Below are 18251 nucleotides of genomic sequence, written 5' to 3' on the forward strand. Positions count from 1 at the left end.
ATAACTCTGTTGCAAGCCCGCAAGGGTAGTTTCTTCCACTCTGCGGCGCAAATCGGTAGTATTGCGCGCTCATAGCGAGGGATAAATATGACTCAGGAAAGCGCAATTCAAGATCAGATCCAGGGCAATCATTGCTTCGGCTGTGGCCCAGACAATGACCAGGGCCTGCGTATTAAAAGCTACTGGACCGAGAAGGATCAAACCCGCTGCGAGTTCCTTCCCAGCTCCCATCACAATGCCGGACCTGCTCAATATTTAAACGGTGGAATTATCGCTACGGTTATCGACTGCCATACCGTATGCACAGCCATCGCCGATGGCTACCTGCAAGCCGGACGAGCTGTCGGCACTGGTGACAAGATCTGGTATGCCACCGGCAAACTGGATATTAGCTATCTGGCACCGGCTGCCATCGATAAGCCGGTCATTCTCGAAGCCACTATTGTTCAGCGCTCCTCCAAGAAAACTGTTCTGCACTGCAATCTCACCAGCAATGGACGCCTCTGCGCCAAGGCAGAAGTCATAGCAGTCCGCGTCCCTGATGAATGGTAAAACCATAAGCTAATAAATGGCTGCCGGCCCTGTTTTGGCCGGCAGTGACAAAGTGCGAATAACTTACAGCGCTTCGCTCTCTTCCATATCCTCCAGGCGATGGCCACAGAATTTGCAGTATTCCGCATCTGGGTCATGGGCACTACGGCTGCAGTTATCACAGCGCTGTTGCACTCGCTCCCGATGCATTTCTCCAGCCAATTCCGCCGTTAGAATGCCGGTAGGCACTGCAATAATTGAGTAACCAATCAGCATGGTCATTGCAGCAATGCCCTGCCCCAATGGCGTTTGCGGAGAGATATCGCCATAACCAACGGTTGTGATGGTCACAATGGCCCAATAAACACTCGTGGGAATACTGGTAAATCCGTGGCCTGGCCCCTCCACCACAAACATCAGGGAACCAAAAATAATGCACATAACCAAAACACTGGAGTAAAAGACCAGGATTTTGCGCCGGGCCAGCCCGAGGGCTCGCAACAAGACGTTGGCATCACGTAAGTAGCGAACCAACTTCAGGATTCGGAAGATCCGCAGCACCCGCAACAGGCGAATCACCAAAAGATAAGTGGCGCCGGTATAGAGAAGCGCCAAGTAACTGGGAAGAATTGCGAGCAGGTCCACAATCCCATAGAAACTGAAAATATATTTGCGGCGATTCACCGTGCAATATATCCGGGCGATATATTCAATGGTGAAGAGACCAGTAAATACCCATTCCAGGCCGATGAGTAAGTGCTCATAGCGGTCGCGCACCGTACCTATGGAGGTCAGGAGCACCAAACCCACGCTGATCAGGATCGCCCAGATCAAAAAAACATCAAAATTCCGCCCTGCCCGGGTCTCGGTTCCGAAAATTACCTCATTGAGCAGTTTGCGACGTCCCGTCAACGCCATCTATCACCTCAACTACGCTGCTGTTTCATATTGCGGCAAAATTCTAACCTCTCAAGCCCCAGGGGTCGCCCCATTTTCAACATCGTTTACAGCGGCTTTGATATCCTGCGCACCTCGGGCACAATTCCCGGCATTTTCAGCAAATACCAACGGAGTATTCCCAGCTATGGCTAAGGAGAATCGTCTCGTCTATTCAACTGACCTCGGTCGAATTAAAGAGGAATCCAGGACAGAGAAGCGCCGTGATGGAGATGGCATAGTTCGAATCCAAAGGGAAACCAAGGGCCGCAAAGGAAAAGGGGTGACTTGCGTACGCGGGCTACCAGGCACTGACAGCGAACTCAAGCTGCTCCTGGCAGAGCTCAAGAAGCGCTGTGGCTGCGGTGGCGCCCTCAAAGATGGGGTGATTGAGATTCAGGGTGACAAGCGTACTGAGATCAAAACATTCCTGGAATCTCGCAACCACACGGTAAAACTGGCCGGCGGTTAGCCGGCCTTAAGCAGTCGCAGTGGCTTTAACTGCAACTGCTTTTCCCGCTCCAAACACTGACTCAGCAAGGCGGCTAGCTGGATATGATAGTGCTCCAGAATCGCAGCGCGAATGTGTTTGCAACGCGATTCCATAACCTGCAGAGAATCCAGCACTTCCTGTCGCCCTTGTGGCAGCTGCCTGAAAGGCTCCCCCTGAGCTTTCAAATTTATTGCCGCCGCCACGCCTTGCTCTTTTAATAGAGCCGAACTCTCCACTGCCGCTACTATGGCATCTATCTCCCGCAAAGACAGCGCCGTATATTTTTGCAGCAGTTCCCTTTCATTCAACTCTGGTGATAGGTGCTGGGCAAATATTGCCAGCGAGTGGCTATAACCGGCGAGCCGATCCAGATGTGGTGCCAAGCTATCGTAGGCGGCCAAATGGCGCAGCTGGTTCCTGGCTGTCTGGCGCTGATCCGTGGGCATAGTTACCAGGGATAGACACAGGCGCTGATAGAAAACACCATAAATCTGCTGTAATTGCTTGTGTGACTCCTCCAGTTCAGCGCGCTTAACAGCGATCTGCTCTTGAGCTCCTGCAAGGCTGGCCCCCTTCAAGCAAAAGTCTTCAGCGGTAAAAGGGATTTTGCCGCGTATCAGCGCCGCTCCCAGCTGCATTGTAAAAACCCTGATCTGCAAGTCCTCCCGGCGTCCACGCAAATCACGCAACTCCACCAGTTTACTGCGCAGCCAATCGATAGTGCCCTGCAGATCCAGCGCCTGCATTTCCGCAGAGGATGGCCTGCGCAGAGGCATCAGGGTCAAGGGCGCCAGGCGATTGAAATACTCGTCCAGTACCTCAGCAGACTCCTCTGACTCCTTACTTGAACTCAGTAAAAGTCGGTTTTCGACCATCTCACAGTCTTTGCCAACAACTTCAGACGTCACAGCGGTTGCCAGCCCGGCAAAGTCCACAAACATGGATTGCAGGGGTATCGCAGATCTAACCTGCCCCACAAATTCCCGCTCAATCAACACCGTTACACATTCACTGTCGATCGCCTGCTGAATATCCCAGGGGTCCCTGGCCTGTGTCATAGCAGCCTCAACCACATCGCAGGTATCAACATCCAGGTTCTCCTGCATCCAGCGGACGGCATCGGGAATATTTGCACAACTGCGTCCCAGCGCCTGGGCTTCGCGATTAATTTCTGCCACTAAAAGATCTGCGTGCACTAACCGGTGCCACTTCCTGGCGAAGTCTGCCAACGCATCACTACCTATTATCTGCGCCGCAACACCGTCAGCCCTCTCCTGTAGCATTACGGCGCTGCCTGCGGTTAAGCGGCAATGCAGTGCCTCCAGGCGCTGCAAGATAGGGAGCAAAATATATCCACCAGTCACTAGCATACGGTGAAATGGCGCGGCCAGTGGTCCGGGGGCATTCTCCGGGCTAACAACACTGCGCTCATTTTCAAAAGCCCACTGCATCAGTTCCAATCGCTGTACAGTGCCGTAAGTTAACCAACCAAGTGCGCCGAGCAAACGGCCGCGATAGAAGGCGAGCCCCCTACCCACGAGTGCCAGGACCTCCTTTCCGTCCAATGAGGCGACGCTGGCAAGCCCTACCGTAAGTGGTAAATTCTGCCTAAAAACCTGGAGAAATCCCGGTTGGGACAGAATATGGGAGTCTGCACTTACAAAGACCTGGCTGATCTTTGGCAGCCCTAACTTATCGACCAATGAATTAATTAACTTCAAGGCCTCCTTACCTTCAGAGGGCAACAGCTGACGGGGCTCCGATGAATCTCGCAAACGGGAGGATAAGCAGAAAAATGGCCAGACAAACAGCAGACCAACAAGCAGGGCGAGAAGTACGGTTAAAATACTCAGCGACACCCCCACCCAAGTAAGTTCTCCCTGCCAAACAGCCATAGGGATTTGCCATAGAGCATATCCACTGGAGAAAACACAAGCGAACAGTACCAACCAGAATATTGAAGGCACGATTACTGCTTTGACCACTCCCCAAACTGCCTTTCCCTGACTGGTGACACTGTCAGCCTGTAATCGGCCTGCATCAGATAAATACCACTCAACCGAATCCCGGGAGCCTTCCGGCTTTATTACTGGATTGCCTGCGGCAGGAGTGGATGAAACGACTTTCTGGGGCTCGTCTGCTTCGAGAGTTTTCTGGCTAACAGGAACAAAAGGGTCAGTACCAGCGCACGACTTATCCGGCGCATCCACCGATGCAGCATTGACCTGGGCCTTGCGCCGCTGGGCGACTTTTATCTTTGCAATCAGCTCGCGGTTATCAAATCGTCCCGCCGGACAAACCTCCACTCGCAGGCCAATTTTCTGCAGACTGGTGCGAAACTCCAGCGCCTGGTCAGAAACCAACCGATCTTTAATTACCCAGCCTTTTAGTAGCAGCCTGCGCGCCTGGGGCTCCGAGATAGAGAACAACTTCGCCACATCCCGGATAACCGGACCCGGTTCTTTGGCGTGAAGTGTCCTTCCCGTGGAAACCACCTGGTACAAATCCTGGCCCGCCATCTCCCTCTCCTGTCACCAAGTGACGCAAATTGTCACATTTATTACATCTTGCGCGGAGAGTAAAAGATTCAGAGAAAATCAGTTGCGCACCAGTTCTCACCAAGCCAGTTCAAAAACAAAAATGGCAGGAAAGAAGGCAAAGTTCACAGTTTTTCTGGCACGCTTTGCCAATTTAGGAAGAAATCAGGGAGTGAATATCGCTAGAACACGCGCCGCCAGATCTGGAATAGACAACCCCTTATCTCTCGGCTTATACCAACTGTATGTGTGACTCAAGGCACCGACCAGCAAACGCCTTACCAGAGCGGGATCACCACCGGGACACTCGGCGGCCTTAATAGCGTCCAGCCATATCTGCTCATACTCCTCCCTTAGGCGTAAAACCTCCTGCTGACTCTCTTCGGATAGGCTTCTCCATTCCACCACCAGGATAGAAAAACCCGGTACTGCCAACCCATGAATAGCCTCTAATTCACACTGAATACAGGCCTGAAGCCTCTCTTGCGGTGTTCGACTCTGTTCCGCCGCGGTTCGCATTCGCGCACCGGCAAATATCGTCACCTCCCGCATTACTTCGCAGAGAATCTGCTCCTTACTAGAGAAATGATGAAAAATACTGCCAGACAAAATACCCACTTCCGCAGCGAGATCCCGCACTGTTGTCCGGGCGAACCCTTTTTGCTCAAACAACCGCGCTGCAGCATTCAGCAAGCGTCCACGGGCAGATTCAGGATCAGTTAGCACTCCCTCTGCCACCAAAGCACCTACCAGCTGCTGCGGCGATAACTCTTCGGGAACTCTCACAAAATCCTGCCCACTTTCAATCACGAACCACTCCCCATATTGGTCAATTTGAGTCAAACATCTTAACGGCCCTGAGAATTTTTAATCAAATAGGCGCCAAGTATTGAATACCAAGCGCTTGCTTGGTAGCGTTAAGCCATTCTGCGTTTTCCCACACGCAGGCGCAAGCGCCGACAAGAACAATAAAAACTGAATTAGCCGTAAGGCCGTAAAAAAGGAAACTTTCATGCGCTATCAAAGCCAGCTGCGCTCCGGCAGCTTTAGCGAGCAAACCTATATCGTCACCGGTGGCGGCAGCGGTATTGGACGCTGCATTGCCCACGAACTGGCCAGCCTCGGCGCCCATGTAGTATTGATCGGGCGCAAACTGGACAAGCTGGAAAGGGTTGCCGGCGAGATCCACAACGATGCTGGCGAGTGCAGCTTATTCAGCCTGGACATTCGCGATGAAGAAGGAGTGCAGGAGACAGTGGGGCAAATAGTCCAGGCCCGGGGCCAAATTCACGGATTAGTGAACAATGCCGGTGGCCAGTTCCCCTCCCCCCTTGAGCAGATCAACACAAAAGGGTTCGATGCTGTTGTACGCAGCAACCTGCTCGGTGGCTTTTTAATGTCCCGAGAAGTTTTTGTTCAATCTATGAAACAGCACGGCGGCAATATCGTAAATATCACCGCAGATAACGCAGGCGGTATGCCAATGATGGGGCATTCCGGTGCCGCTCGAGCAGGCATGGAAAATATTACCGAAACCTCCGCATTAGAGTGGGCGCCATTTGGGGTTCGAGTCAACGCCGTGGCGCCAGGTTATATTCTATCCAGCGGTTTTGATACTTACGACCCCAAATTCCTGCGCGAGCTATTACCGGGCTTCCGAGACAGTATTCCCCTCTATCGATTGGGAGAGGAAGCGGAAATTAGTGGGGCCGTGTGCTTCCTGCTTTCCGATGCCGCCAGCTATATCACCGGACAAACACTGCGTATCGATGGTGGCTCGAGTCTCAAACATCACTCTCCCCTTTGGCAGCCACAGGCGGCCCGTAACACTAAACGCTTCAACGGATTCCATCGCAAACGCCGGCCGCAGGTAGTGGAAGAATTGGAAGCGGAGGGCAAGCTCTAATGCAGCCGATTGATTCCCAGCTCAACAACCGCTCGGCAGAGTTCAATGACAACCAAGCTGCCATGCTGGAACAGATCAACCATTTTCGTGAAGCTGAGCAACGTCCGGTACAGGCAGAGAAAAGTAAGGCTGCGCGCTATCGTGACAGGGGCTGGCTGCTGCCAAGGGAGCGCCTTAATTTATTGCTCGACCCCGGCGCACCTTTTGTTGAGCTGTGCTCCCTTGCCGGCTATAAACTTTTTGACGACCAGGATGGTACCGGTGCGGGTGGCGGAGCCATTTGTGGCATTGGCCAGGTCAGCGGACAACGTTGCATGGTACGGGTGGATAACTATGCCGTAAAAGGTGGCACCATCTCACCAGCCGGGATGGATAAAGCCCTGCGAATGCAGAGGATCGCTCTGGAGAATCATTTGCCGATTGTCGCCCTGGCACAAAGTGGTGGTGCCAACCTGATGTATGCCAGCGACACTTTCGCTCCCGGTGGACGCGGATTTGCTAACCAGGCTCGAATGTCCGCTGCCGGTATTCCGCAAGTAACTGTGGTACATGGCGGCGCTACTGCCGGCGGTGCTTACCAGCCAGGCCTGTCAGATTATGTGGTCATGGTACGCGGGCAAACCGGTATGTATCTGGCTGGGCCGCCGCTACTGAAAGCAGCCACCGGTGAAATTGCCGATGCGGAAAGCCTCGGCGGAGCGGAAATGCACTGTACCGAATCCGGCAGTGGCGATTACTTAGCTGAGAACGACGCCGATGGTATCCGCATAGCGAGGGAAATTATTGCCGCCCTACCCTCACCCATTAAAAGCTCAGTACAAAAAGACTACCGAGACCCATTACACCCTATCGACGACCTACTCGGCCTGATTCCAGCAGACAGTAAAAAGCCCTACGACGTGCGCGAAATTCTCGCTCGTATCGCCGACGGCTCTGCCATGCTGGATTTCAAGCCGGAATTCGATCGACAAACCGTATGTGGCCATATTCGTATCGAAGGCTTCCCTGTGGGAATTATTGGGAATAATGGCCCCATCACCCCCAAGGGCGCCAACAAGACCGCGCAGTTTATTCAGTTGTGCGAACAGAGTGGCACGCCACTGCTGTTTTTACATAACACCACCGGCTTTATGGTGGGTACCGAGGTGGAGCGCAACGGCATCATCAAGCACGGGGCCAAAATGATTCAGGCCGTGGCCAATGCCAGCGTACCAAAACTCAGTATTGTCGTGGGCGGTTCCTATGGGGCCGGCAACTACGCCATGTGCGGTCGCGGATTCGATCCCCGCTTTATTTTTGCCTGGCCCAATTCCCGCACCGCAGTTATGGGCGCAGCCCAGGCCGGCAAGGTAATGCGTATCGTCACAGAGCAAAAAATGCAACGCAGTGGCAATGTGGATGAGACTGTATTGGACAAATTGGAAAATGACACCAGCGCATTTATGCATGGCAATTCCGATGCTCTCGCCTGCAGTGCACGCCTCTGGGATGACGGCATTATCGATCCCCGCGATACACGCAAACTTTTAGGCATGTTGCTAGAAATTTGCAATGAGGCCGAACAGAGAAAACTCAATAAAAATACCTTTGGCGTAGCTAGGCTCTAATGAAAAACCGGGGCAACAAGGAAGTGCGGTTGCCCATTAACACAATCACCGGGTTCACACTTCAAGGCAGGGAAAACAATAATGATATTTAGCGATCAACACCGGGAACTGCAGCGCACTGTACAAAACTTTGTACAGCAGGAAATCAATCCCAATGTGGCGGAATGGGAAAAGGCCGGCCGCTTTCCTATCCACGAAATTTTCCAACAACTGGCCAGCCTGGGCCTGCTGGGCATCAGCAAGTCCACGGACTTCGGTGGTCTGGGTCTCGACTTCAGTTACGAAACCGTTTTCCTGGAAGAGCTGGGCAGCGCTCACTGTGGTGGTGTACCCCTGTCAATTTCAGTACAAACCTCCATGTGCACCCCGGCCCTGGCTAATTTTGGCAGCCAGGATTTGAAAGAACAGTTCCTGATTCCCGCTGTGAGTGGCGAGATGATCGGTGCAATTGCCGTTTCCGAACCCGGCGCCGGTTCCGATGTTGCTTCGATTAAGACCACCGCCAAGAGCGATGGCGACGACTATGTGATTAACGGCAGCAAGATGTGGATCACCAACGCCCCTTGCGCCGATTTTTTCTGCACCCTGGTCAATACCAGTGAGGGCAAAGCTCACAGCAACAAATCCCTGGTCATTATTCCGGCGAAAACGCCTGGTGTACGCATCGGCGAAAAACTCGACAAATTAGGCATGCGCTCATCGGAAACCGCTCCCATCTTTTTTGACAATGTACGGGTGCCCAAACATTTCCGTATCGGCGATGAAGGTGCCGGATTCCTGTTGCAGATGCTTCAGTTCCAGGAAGAACGCCTCGCAGGCGCCGCGCTGAACTTAAAAGGCCTGGAGCACTGTGTAACCAGCACCATCGACTATGTGCGCGAACGCCATGCCTTTAAAGCACCATTGATCGACAATCAAACTATCCACTTTGCCCTCGCAGAAATGCAGACCGAAGTGGAATGCCTGCGCTCTCTAACCTGGCGCGCGGTGGAAGCTTATGTGGCAGGTGAAGATGTCACTACCCTTGCTTCAATGGCCAAGCTCAAGGCTGGTCGCCTGTCCCGCTCTATTCCCGATCAGTGCCTGCAGTTCTGGGGTGGCATGGGCTATATCGAGGAGACTGTAATCAACCGCGCTTACCGGGATAGCCGTCTCACCGCTATCGGCGGCGGTGCAGATGAAGTAATGCTCGGCATTATCTGTAAGCTGATGGGCATACTGCCCAGCAAACGCAAACCCACCGCGTGAGGTCAGGCCATGGAGACAATTATTGATGAAACCATCGGCATCGCCCGCCATCTCACTCTAAATCGCCCGCAACAGCGCAACGCCATCAGTTTGCAAATGGTAGATGAGCTTCTGCAAAAACTCTCAGAAGCGGAAGAAGATCCGCAGGTGCGAGCGTTGGTACTGCGGGGTGCAGAACACAACTTCTGCGCCGGTGGCGATATTGCCGATATGCTCAATGCTCAGCAGGGCGCGAGCGATGGAAATAGTGATGTGTTTTTTCACCTAAACCGTCGTTTCGGTGAATTGATGGAGCGATTTAATCGCACCCCTTTAATAGTCATTGCCGTACTGGAAGGTGCCGTAATGGGCGGTGGTTTCGGGCTCGCTTGCAGTGCCGATATTGCCATTGCCGATCGCAGTTGCCGCTTCGCCCTTCCGGAAACCCGCCTGGGTTTACCGCCTGCACAAATTGCTCCCTTTGTCGTGGCGCGAGTCGGCCTCTCCCAGGCCCGGCGCCTGGCCCTGAGCGGAGCAAAAGTCAATGCACAGCAGGCCTTGGAAATTGGGTTAATCCACCAGTTGCTCGATAATTCCGAAGCCCTCGAAGGCGCGCTGCAGGAACACTTGGGCGCGATCAATGCCTGCGCTCCCGGCGCCCTAGCAACGACCAAGCAGATCTTGCTGGATGCTGCTCGGGTAAGCGATGAGACTGCCCTCGGCCAACTGCTCGACGGCGCTGCGCAGCAGTTTTCCCGTGCAATTCAAGGCCATGAAGGGCGCGAAGGCGCCCGTGCATTTCTGGAAAAACGATCACCGGAGTGGCAGCACTGATGTCGACAACAGAGACCCTGTTAATCGCCAATCGAGGCGAGATCGCACTGCGAATTATACGAACTGCTCGAGCGGAAGGCTATCGCACAGTCGCCGTCTACAGCGATGCGGACTGTGATGCACTTCACGCACAGACTGCCGATATCGCCGTAGCCATTGGCGGGCAGACTTCGGCGGAGTCCTATTTGGATATCCAAAAAATTCTCGCCGCAGCTAAAAAATCCGGAGTCACTGCCGTCCACCCTGGCTACGGCTTTCTCGCTGAGAATGCGGAATTTGCCAGCGCTTGCGAAGAGAATGGACTGAGTTTTGTTGGCCCGAGTGCCGAAGTCATAGAACTGATGGGCAACAAACGCAAAGCCAAGGAGTTTGTTGCCGCTGCCGGCGTACCCTGTATTCCCGGCTTCCAGGGTGCCCAGGACGACGACACCCTGATCGCCGAGGCGAGGCGCATTGGATTCCCGTTAATGATCAAAGCCGCCGCAGGCGGTGGTGGGCGCGGCATGCGCCTGGCTCACGAAAACAACGAGCTGGCCTCCCAGTTGCGCGCTGCCCGAAGTGAATCCATGAGTGCATTCGGCAGCGACGAGTTAATTCTGGAAAAGGCACTGGTCAACGCTCGCCATATCGAAATCCAGGTGTTTGCGGATCGTCATGGCAACTGTATTCACCTGGGGGAGCGGGATTGCTCCGTACAACGACGCCATCAAAAAGTGGTCGAAGAATGCCCTTCCCCAGCGGTCGACACCCAACTGCGGGAAAGAATGGGGCAAGCCGCTGTCGACGCCGCGCGAGCCTGCGGTTATCTAGGCGCGGGCACCGTAGAGTTTCTACTCTGCCCCAACGGCGAATTCTATTTCCTGGAAATGAACACCCGGTTGCAAGTAGAGCACCCGGTAACAGAAATGGTAACCGGTTTTGACCTGGTAGCTTGGCAACTGGCAGTAGCACGCGGCGAAGCCCTATGCGTTTCCCAGCAGCAAGTCTCCCAGCAGGGGCACGCCATTGAAGTCCGCCTGTATGCCGAAGACCCGGAACAACAATTCCTGCCCCAGGCCGGAAAAGTACTCCACTGGGTAGCGCCAAAGGGGCAAGGAATCCGTATCGACCACGCTTTGAAAAATGGTTGCGAAATTACGCCATTTTACGACCCCATGCTCGGCAAATTAATTGCTTGGGGGCAGGATCGAGAAGAAGCTCGGCGCAAGCTAACTCAGGCCCTAACCCGGCTGGAATTTATCGGCCCCAAAAACAATATCCATTTCCTGCAGAAGATCCTGGCCGAATCACAGTTTATCGCTGGCGATGCCGATACCAGTTTTCTCGACCAAAACAGCACGCTGACATCCGCAGAACCAATTCCAGCAGTAATTGCAGCCCAAGCCGCATTACTTAATCACTTGCACCAAGCCAACCCTCAGGATCGGCGTAGCGGCCGCAGTGACTGGCGCAGTGGCGACAGCAGCGTGCCGATCAACTACCGACTGGAAATTGCAGGACAAACCCTAAACTGTGAGCTGCTGGCGTTAGTAGATAATTCTTATCAAATCTCAGTAGGCGACCAGCAGTTCCTGATTCAGTGGGTCCATTTTGAGAAATCACAAAAAGAAACTGGAGTTTATAGCGCTGAACTTCTGCTGGATGGCGTTAGCCAAAAGAGACTGTTTCTAGCCAACCAAAGCAATCTGCATCTCCTGTTAGACGGCAGGCAATTTCATTTTGTCGATATCACCCACGCCCCCGCCAAATCGAGCCTTAACGAAGGCAGTGGCCGCATCACGGCCCCTATGGACGGTTGCCTGGTGCAGGTATTGGTTGAGCCCAATCAAAGAGTTCATCGGGGAGACACTATCGCCTTAATGGAAGCCATGAAAATGGAGCACGCCCTGCGCGCAGACCGCGACGGTACCGTAATTAAACTGGGCGCCTGTGAAGGAGACCAGGTACGCGGTGGCCAGCTGTTAGTTCAGATCGAAGCCGCTCCCACGGAAACCGCCAAAATCCCCAGCGATGCTACTTCCTAAAGGAGATCAGCATGTACGATATTGATGCCTCCCGTATGGCAAGCCCCTTCTATGACGAAGGCCATCAGGAATGGCGCACCCAGTTGCGCCGCTTTGTCGACCGTGAGATTACTCCCTACATTACTGAATGGGACGAAGACGGCCAGCTACCCGCCGAGCTTTGGAAAAAAGCCGCAGAAGTTGGCCTTCTGCAGATGAGTTATCCGGAAAACTACGGCGGCATCGAAACCGATGTCTTCCATATGATTGTTGCCGCAGAGGAGTTAGCCCGCCCCGGCGCTGGTGGCCTCTACGCCAGCCTAATGGTTCACGGCATTGCCCTGCCCCCATTACTGCACTATGGCAGTGAGGCCCTAAAAGATCAGGTTATTCCCTCGGTATTACGTGGCGAAAAGCATATTTCCCTGGCTGTTACCGAACCAGGCGCAGGCTCCGATGTAGCCAATCTCCAGTGCCGCGCAGAGCGTGATGGGGATGACTATATCGTTACCGGCGAAAAGACCTATATCACCGGCGGTATGCGCGCTAACTGGTTTACTACTGCGGTGCGCACTGGCGAGGAAGGCTTCGGCGGTATCTCCCTGCTCTTAATCCCTGCGGATGCCGAAGGCGTTAGCCGGCAACTTCTCGATAAAAAGCAGGGCTGGTGGTGTTCTGATACGGCCAGTATCTTTTTTGATCAGGTGCGCATCCCCGCGAGTAATCTAATTGGCGGTGAGAACCAAGGTTTCTTGCCCATAGTGCACAACTTCAATCGCGAACGCCTGGGCATTGCCGCTTCCTGTGTAGAATTCAGCCGGGTCTGCTTGCAGGACGCCATTGAGTGGGCCCAGGAGCGCCAGACTTTCGGAAAGCGTCTCGCCAATCACCAGGTGATTCGACACAAATTTGCCCAGATGCTTCAACGCATCAATGCCACCCAAGCCTATCTGGACCTCTGTGCCTGGGCAGAGCAACAACATCAGCTCAAAGTAGCGGATATCGCACTACTCAAAGTCCAAGCCACAGAAACCCTTGAGTTCTGCGCTCGGGAGGCTATGCAGGTGTTGGGCGGCGCAGGCTATATGCGCGGCAGCCGTGTTGAGCGTATATATCGTGAAGTGCGAGTGAATGCGATTGGTGGCGGATCTGAAGAAATTATGCGGGATCTAGCGTCCAGGCAAATGGGGATTTAGTAAGTGTAAGGCCCCCTAAAAACATTCATATTAATAATTACGAAGCTTTATTTGGGGTAGTTACTTTGACTCAGGCAGCAGCAACTTCTTGAGAGAACAATTAACTACCCACTTTATAACCACCTTAATAACTACCAGAGGAATAAAAATATAGAGATAGCGAAGAGAATTGTGTGATATTTAGAAAATTCATCCCAAAAATTCACTTTCCCAAAGAGTATTTCTGCATAAGGATCACCAAAGATCCAATCCGGCCTCTCCCCTCGAGCCAACCTGTTACATACAGCATGAAAGGCATAAAAGGAAGAACCCCTCGGTTTGAAAAACAAAGCCATCGGACTTCCATCCCTAAGCCATTTTTCATGGTGCCTCTCAAATTGGTACTTAATCAGATCAGATAACTTTAATTGGCTGATTAAAATCGTAACTGGGAAGGAAGAAACCACTATAGTAGAAAAATTTAACATAGCATGTTCCATTCCCCCTTTTAGAGATGTTATCACTTACTTAGAAATGAATTGAAAACCAGCCATAAATTACAGGCTCGTAATAATACGAGCCCAAGATCAAAATAAACGTAATTACCCCTGTTTCCTATTCTTAATAAACTCTCTTACCTGCTCGTTTAGTACGGCCATCGGGACGTTGCCATTTCTTAGAATAATCTCATGGAAGTCCTTAATATCGAAGTCCTCGCCCAGTTCATTTTGCATCAGTTCGCGTAAGGCGAAAATCTCAAGGGCACCAGAATCATAGGAGGCAAGTTGGGCAGGAATAACTGCCATTCGATCCATTAACGTTCTGGGGTCTTTAGCATATGAAGCACCAGAATCTTGTAAAAACTGTGCTACTTTCTCATCACTCCAACCGAGTACATGCATTGCGGTGTCCGCTACCATACCTCGCGCAGGCCATGCACGTCGTAAAATCTTGGTAGCTCCGTACTGATACATTCCCGCTTCTTCGGCTAGATGTTCAGAGTATCTACCCCAACCTTCGGAAAAAGCAGCGTTAGATAAGGCATCTTCTATTTTGTGGAACTTCTCTTGCCCCTGTACCAGAGCAATCTGCATATGATGGCCCGGATATCCCTCATGAATCGTGATTTTCTCAGCTGAAGCGTATGACTCATCCTTGTAGGTTGTAGGGTCGTATTCAAACCTTGCCTTTCGCTCTTTACTGCCTGGAATATAGTGTGCACCACGGCCTGAGCCCTGCTCATGCTCAGGAATACCCTTTACTTCCATTTCAATCAAAGGCATTTCATGGAAAAAGTCTACAGTTAAGTCTCTAGACTTATCTACCAAGCGCTCATAAAATTGATGCATTTCAGTAGCGCTGTTAAATTTCTGAGTTTTATCCTCGCTGGCATTTGCCACTGCCTCGGCAAATGAACTTACTTGGTATAATTCCTCACCTAAGTGAATCACTTCGCTCTTATTAGCATTTACAGCGCTTAAACCCAGCTCAAAAACCTCTTCTGGTGTCCTTTGTAACGTTGTATAAGAACGATACTGAGCCATATAACATTCACGACCATTTGGAATCGCATGAATGCCTAGCTCAGCTCTGGCTTCTGGCAAATAGGTAGACTCTAGAAAGTTCCTGTAATTGGTCATAGAAGGGATAATGTGATCTGAGAGCACCTGCTTAAATGCAGCCTCGAACTCAGGGTCCTCAGCTTTCTTCGCTAACCCCAAGAACGGGTGCTCTTCAATAGGTACTTGGATCAAGCCGTCAACTTGCTGAAGTACTCGCTTAACCACACTCTGAGGTGCAGAATAACCTTGTTCTAGCCCACGGCTCAGATTATCTATTTCCTGTTCATAGTAACGAGCCGCATCAAGCCAGCGCTCAATCGCATCGGCCTTGTCTTGGGTAGATTCGACAGGCTGAACCTCGACCAAAAATCCAAGTATGTTATGGGCGCCAAACATATGATCAATAGACCAAAGTTCAGTTTTACAAATCCTTAAACCCACATTCGATTCAAGCCTTTCTTTTAATTTGAAGTAGAATACCTTCTCGTGATCACTTTTTAGTTCGCTTAGGTCTATTTCTTCGAGCTTACTAAGTATTTTGTCTTCAGACGAAGCTTGAGCGGTAGAGCTATTCGGGGAGTTACTTAAGAAAAGGTTATGTCTGTCCAGCTCGATATCAAAGAAGTAAGCGTATGGCTGGGAGTTCTCTAAATAAATTTCAGCATATTGATCCGCTAAATGATGCAGCACCTCGGAATCGTCCACGGCCTCTTTACCCGTCATGCTGGTTTTGTTATCCGTAACAGAGCATCCCATCAGGACCGATGAGACAGCCAATATACCCAAACCCACTTTTTTTATATTAATCATTCTGATCATCCCACAATATAAAACTAACTAAAGTAGTTTCAATGAAGAAGAACTCAATTCTCTACTCTACAATAAGCACTGGAATGGATTGAGTTTCAATATATCAATTACAAAGTATCGGCGAAACGAAGGCATTAGTAGATAAAACTCAGAACTACGGTAAATAATTTGTAGTGATCTATTACTTATGGACACTTCGTTAAGATGGTAAAACTACCAAGCGAGGTGAAGTATGGCAACAAACAGCTCAAGCCGGAGTTCAAGAGAGACGCCGTAACCCTAGTCTCTGAATAAGGATTTTCGACTTCTAAGGCCGCAGAGGCCGTTGAAGCCACTGCCAACAACTTGTGGCGCTGGATAAGAGAGCTCAGAGCGGAAAAAGTCTTGATGCCGGCGAGCGTGCAGAATTGAATCGGCTACGACGCGAAATTAAGCAGTTACGGATGGAGAAGGAGATCCTAAAAAAGGCCAGTGCCTTCTTTGCGAGAGAAATGAAATAAAGTACAGCTTCATTGAAGAGCAACAGAGCAGCTTCCCTGTTAGGGTGCTTTGTCGAGTAATGCAGGTAAATAAGAATAGCTCTTACGAGTGGTGTCGTCGTAGTGACTACTCAATAGATATTCAGACATGGAAACTATGCCATCGTTTGAAGACCTTATTTTCAAAATCTCGACAGAGAATAGCTAAATTCGGGAACTCAGCTATGTAGCTCAGGCTCGCAATAACACGAGCCCGAGATCAGACTTAAACGCAGCTACCCTCGCTTCTTGTCCTGAATAAAATCCCTTACCTGCTCGTTTAGTACGGCCATAGGAACATTGCCATTTCTCAGAATGATTTCATGGAAATCCTTAATATCGAAGTCTTCACCAAGTTCATTTTGCATCAGTTCTCGCAAGGCGAAAATCTCGAGGGCACCAGAATCATATGAGGTAAGCTGCGCAGGCATAACCGCCATTCGGTCCATCAGAGTTCTCGGGCCTTTAGCAAATGAAGCTCCAGAATCCTGCAAAAACTCCGCAACTTGTTCATCACTCCAACCGAGTACATGCATTGCGGTGTCCGCTACCATACCTCGCGCAGGCCATGCTCTCCTTAGGATCTTGGTTGACCCATACTGATACATTCCCGCTTCTTCCGCTAGATGTTCAGAGTACCTACCCCAACCTTCAGCAAAAGCAGAGTTAGACAAAGCATCTTCTATTTTGTGAAATTTTTCTTGCTCTTGTACGAAAGCAATTTGCATATGATGGCCCGGGTACCCTTCGTGGATAGTAACCTTCTCTGCCGAAGCGTACGACTCATCTTTGTAAGTTGTCGGGTCATATCCGAATCTCGCCTTGCGCTCCTTGGTACCCGGAATATAGTGCGCACTGCGACCTGAGCCTTGTTCATGCTCAGGGATAGCTTTTACTTCCATTTCGATCAAAGGCATTTCATGGAAGAAGTCAACGGTTAAATCTCTAGACTTATCTACTAGGCGCTCATAAAACTGATGCATTTCATCAGCGCTATTAAATTTCTGAGTTTTATCCTCACTGGCCTTTGCCACCGACTCAGAATAGGAATTGACCTGGTAAAGTTCCTTACCTAAACGAACCACTTCACTCTTGTTTGAGTTAACAGCACTTAAACCCAACTCAAAAACTTCTTCTGGTGTTCTTTGCAAAGTCGTATAAGAACGATACTGAGCCATATAACATTCACGGCCATTAGGAATCGCATGGATACCAAGCTCGGCTCTGGCTTCAGGTAAATAGGCAGATTCTAGAAAATTCTTGTAATTTTCCATTGAAGGGATAACGTGATCTGAAAGCACTTGCTTGAATGCAGCTTCAAACTCAGGGTCCCCAGCTTTCTTCGCTAAACCCAAGAAGGGGTGTTCATCAATAGCTACTTGGGTCAAGCCACCAACTTGCTGAATGACTCGCTTAACCACACTCTGAGGTGCGGAGTAACCTTGCTCTAACCCCCGACGGAGATTGGCTATTTCTTGCTCATAGTAACGAGCCGCGTCAAGCCAACGTTCAATCGCATCTGCCTTTTCTTGGTCTGTTTCAACCGGCTGTACTTCAGTCAAAAAGCCAAGAATGATATGGGGGCCAAACATATGATCAACAGACCAGAGTTCAGTCTTACACACCCTTAGGCCAACATTGGACTCTAATCGCTCTTTCAGTTTGAAGTAGAATACCTTCTCTTGATCACTTTTTAGACCATTAAGATCTATCTCCGCCAATTTATTGAGTATTCTGTCCTCAGATGCCGCTAGAGAGGCAGCGTTACTGGGGGAGTTACTTAAAAAAAGGTTGTGCCTGTCCAGCTCCATATCTGAGAAGTAAGCGTACGGCTGAAAGTTATCTAAATAAGCTTCAGCATATTGATCCGCTAGATCATGGAGTAGCGCCGAGTTGTCAAGAGCTTCCCTACCGGCCACATCAGTTTGGTTATCGGTAGCTGAGCATCCCATTAGGATCGATGAAACTATCAATACACCTAAACCCGCTCTTTTTACATTAATCATTCTTATAAGACCGCAACATAAAACTCATTAAAAAGGTTTCTATAAAGAAAAGTTCAATTTCCTGTTTTATAGTAGGCACTGTAACAAAATGAGTTTCAACACCTCA

At 50.8% G+C, this 18251-nt stretch carries 14 protein-coding genes; 8 read left to right on the forward strand and 6 right to left on the reverse strand.

Features of this window, described 5'->3' with window-relative positions:
• The first annotated feature begins 87 nt into the window (after positions 1 to 87).
• The gene (locus ACJJI6_RS07175) at positions 88 to 552 is read left to right on the forward strand and encodes a PaaI family thioesterase (RefSeq protein ID WP_282933171.1); all 465 of its coding nucleotides are present in this window, start codon (positions 88 to 90) and stop codon (positions 550 to 552) included.
• A gap of 63 nt (positions 553 to 615) precedes the next feature.
• Here ACJJI6_RS07175 and ACJJI6_RS07180 read toward each other — a convergent pair whose 3' ends face one another.
• Complete coding sequence (locus ACJJI6_RS07180; RefSeq protein WP_413665480.1) at positions 616 to 1449, reverse strand: ion transporter; 834 nt, start codon at positions 1447 to 1449, stop codon at positions 616 to 618.
• A 166-nt stretch (positions 1450 to 1615) separates the two neighbouring features.
• Between ACJJI6_RS07180 and yciH the strand changes: the two genes are divergently transcribed.
• Positions 1616 to 1939 carry a stress response translation initiation inhibitor YciH gene (gene yciH, locus ACJJI6_RS07185; protein WP_444932961.1) on the forward strand — a complete coding sequence of 108 codons (324 nt, stop codon included), beginning with the start codon at positions 1616 to 1618 and terminating at the stop codon, positions 1937 to 1939.
• On the opposite strand, the gene ACJJI6_RS07190 is transcribed toward yciH, so the two are convergent.
• Positions 1936 to 4479 (reverse strand): hypothetical protein, encoded by a 2544-nt coding sequence (locus tag ACJJI6_RS07190; RefSeq protein ID WP_475712956.1) that lies wholly within the window; start codon positions 4477 to 4479, stop codon positions 1936 to 1938. The genes yciH and ACJJI6_RS07190 overlap by 4 nt on opposite strands.
• A gap of 183 nt (positions 4480 to 4662) precedes the next feature.
• Positions 4663 to 5307: a TetR/AcrR family transcriptional regulator gene (locus tag ACJJI6_RS07195; protein WP_475712957.1), complete on the reverse strand. Its 645-nt coding sequence runs from the start codon at positions 5305 to 5307 to the stop codon at positions 4663 to 4665.
• A 202-nt stretch (positions 5308 to 5509) separates the two neighbouring features.
• Here ACJJI6_RS07195 and ACJJI6_RS07200 point away from each other — a divergent pair, with 202 nt between their 5' ends.
• The 6 genes from ACJJI6_RS07200 (at position 5510) to ACJJI6_RS07225 (ending at position 13270) form a co-directional block, all read left to right on the forward strand.
• The gene (locus ACJJI6_RS07200) at positions 5510 to 6403 is read left to right on the forward strand and encodes an SDR family oxidoreductase (protein ID WP_475712958.1); all 894 of its coding nucleotides are present in this window, start codon (positions 5510 to 5512) and stop codon (positions 6401 to 6403) included.
• Positions 6403 to 8010, forward strand: coding sequence for an acyl-CoA carboxylase subunit beta (locus tag ACJJI6_RS07205; protein ID WP_475712959.1), 1608 nt, complete (start codon positions 6403 to 6405; stop codon positions 8008 to 8010). Before ACJJI6_RS07200 ends, ACJJI6_RS07205 begins: the two co-directional genes overlap by 1 nt.
• A gap of 81 nt (positions 8011 to 8091) precedes the next feature.
• A complete protein-coding gene (locus tag ACJJI6_RS07210) occupies positions 8092 to 9258 on the forward strand; it encodes an acyl-CoA dehydrogenase family protein (protein WP_444897603.1) in 1167 nt (388 codons plus the stop codon).
• A 9-nt stretch (positions 9259 to 9267) separates the two neighbouring features.
• Complete coding sequence (locus ACJJI6_RS07215) at positions 9268 to 10071, forward strand: enoyl-CoA hydratase/isomerase family protein (RefSeq protein WP_475712960.1); 804 nt, start codon at positions 9268 to 9270, stop codon at positions 10069 to 10071.
• A complete protein-coding gene (locus ACJJI6_RS07220; protein WP_475712961.1) occupies positions 10071 to 12095 on the forward strand; it encodes an acetyl/propionyl/methylcrotonyl-CoA carboxylase subunit alpha in 2025 nt (674 codons plus the stop codon). Before ACJJI6_RS07215 ends, ACJJI6_RS07220 begins: the two co-directional genes overlap by 1 nt.
• 11 nt (positions 12096 to 12106) lie before the next feature.
• Entirely contained in the window at positions 12107 to 13270 is a 1164-nt protein-coding gene (locus ACJJI6_RS07225) for an acyl-CoA dehydrogenase family protein (protein ID WP_475712962.1), read from the forward strand.
• 131 nt (positions 13271 to 13401) lie between these two features.
• Here the strand turns inward: ACJJI6_RS07225 and ACJJI6_RS07230 are convergent, their stop codons facing one another.
• From ACJJI6_RS07230 to ACJJI6_RS07240, 3 genes are all read right to left on the reverse strand, one after another.
• Positions 13402 to 13737: a hypothetical protein gene (locus ACJJI6_RS07230; RefSeq protein ID WP_475712963.1), complete on the reverse strand. Its 336-nt coding sequence runs from the start codon at positions 13735 to 13737 to the stop codon at positions 13402 to 13404.
• A 114-nt stretch (positions 13738 to 13851) separates the two neighbouring features.
• Positions 13852 to 15621: a DUF885 domain-containing protein gene (locus tag ACJJI6_RS07235; RefSeq protein WP_475712964.1), complete on the reverse strand. Its 1770-nt coding sequence runs from the start codon at positions 15619 to 15621 to the stop codon at positions 13852 to 13854.
• A 754-nt stretch (positions 15622 to 16375) separates the two neighbouring features.
• Positions 16376 to 18145 (reverse strand): DUF885 domain-containing protein, encoded by a 1770-nt coding sequence (locus ACJJI6_RS07240; RefSeq protein WP_475712965.1) that lies wholly within the window; start codon positions 18143 to 18145, stop codon positions 16376 to 16378.
• Between the last annotated feature and the right edge of the window lie 106 nt (positions 18146 to 18251).

It is taken from the genome of Microbulbifer maximicatervae (SeqCode) (assembly GCF_056232625.1).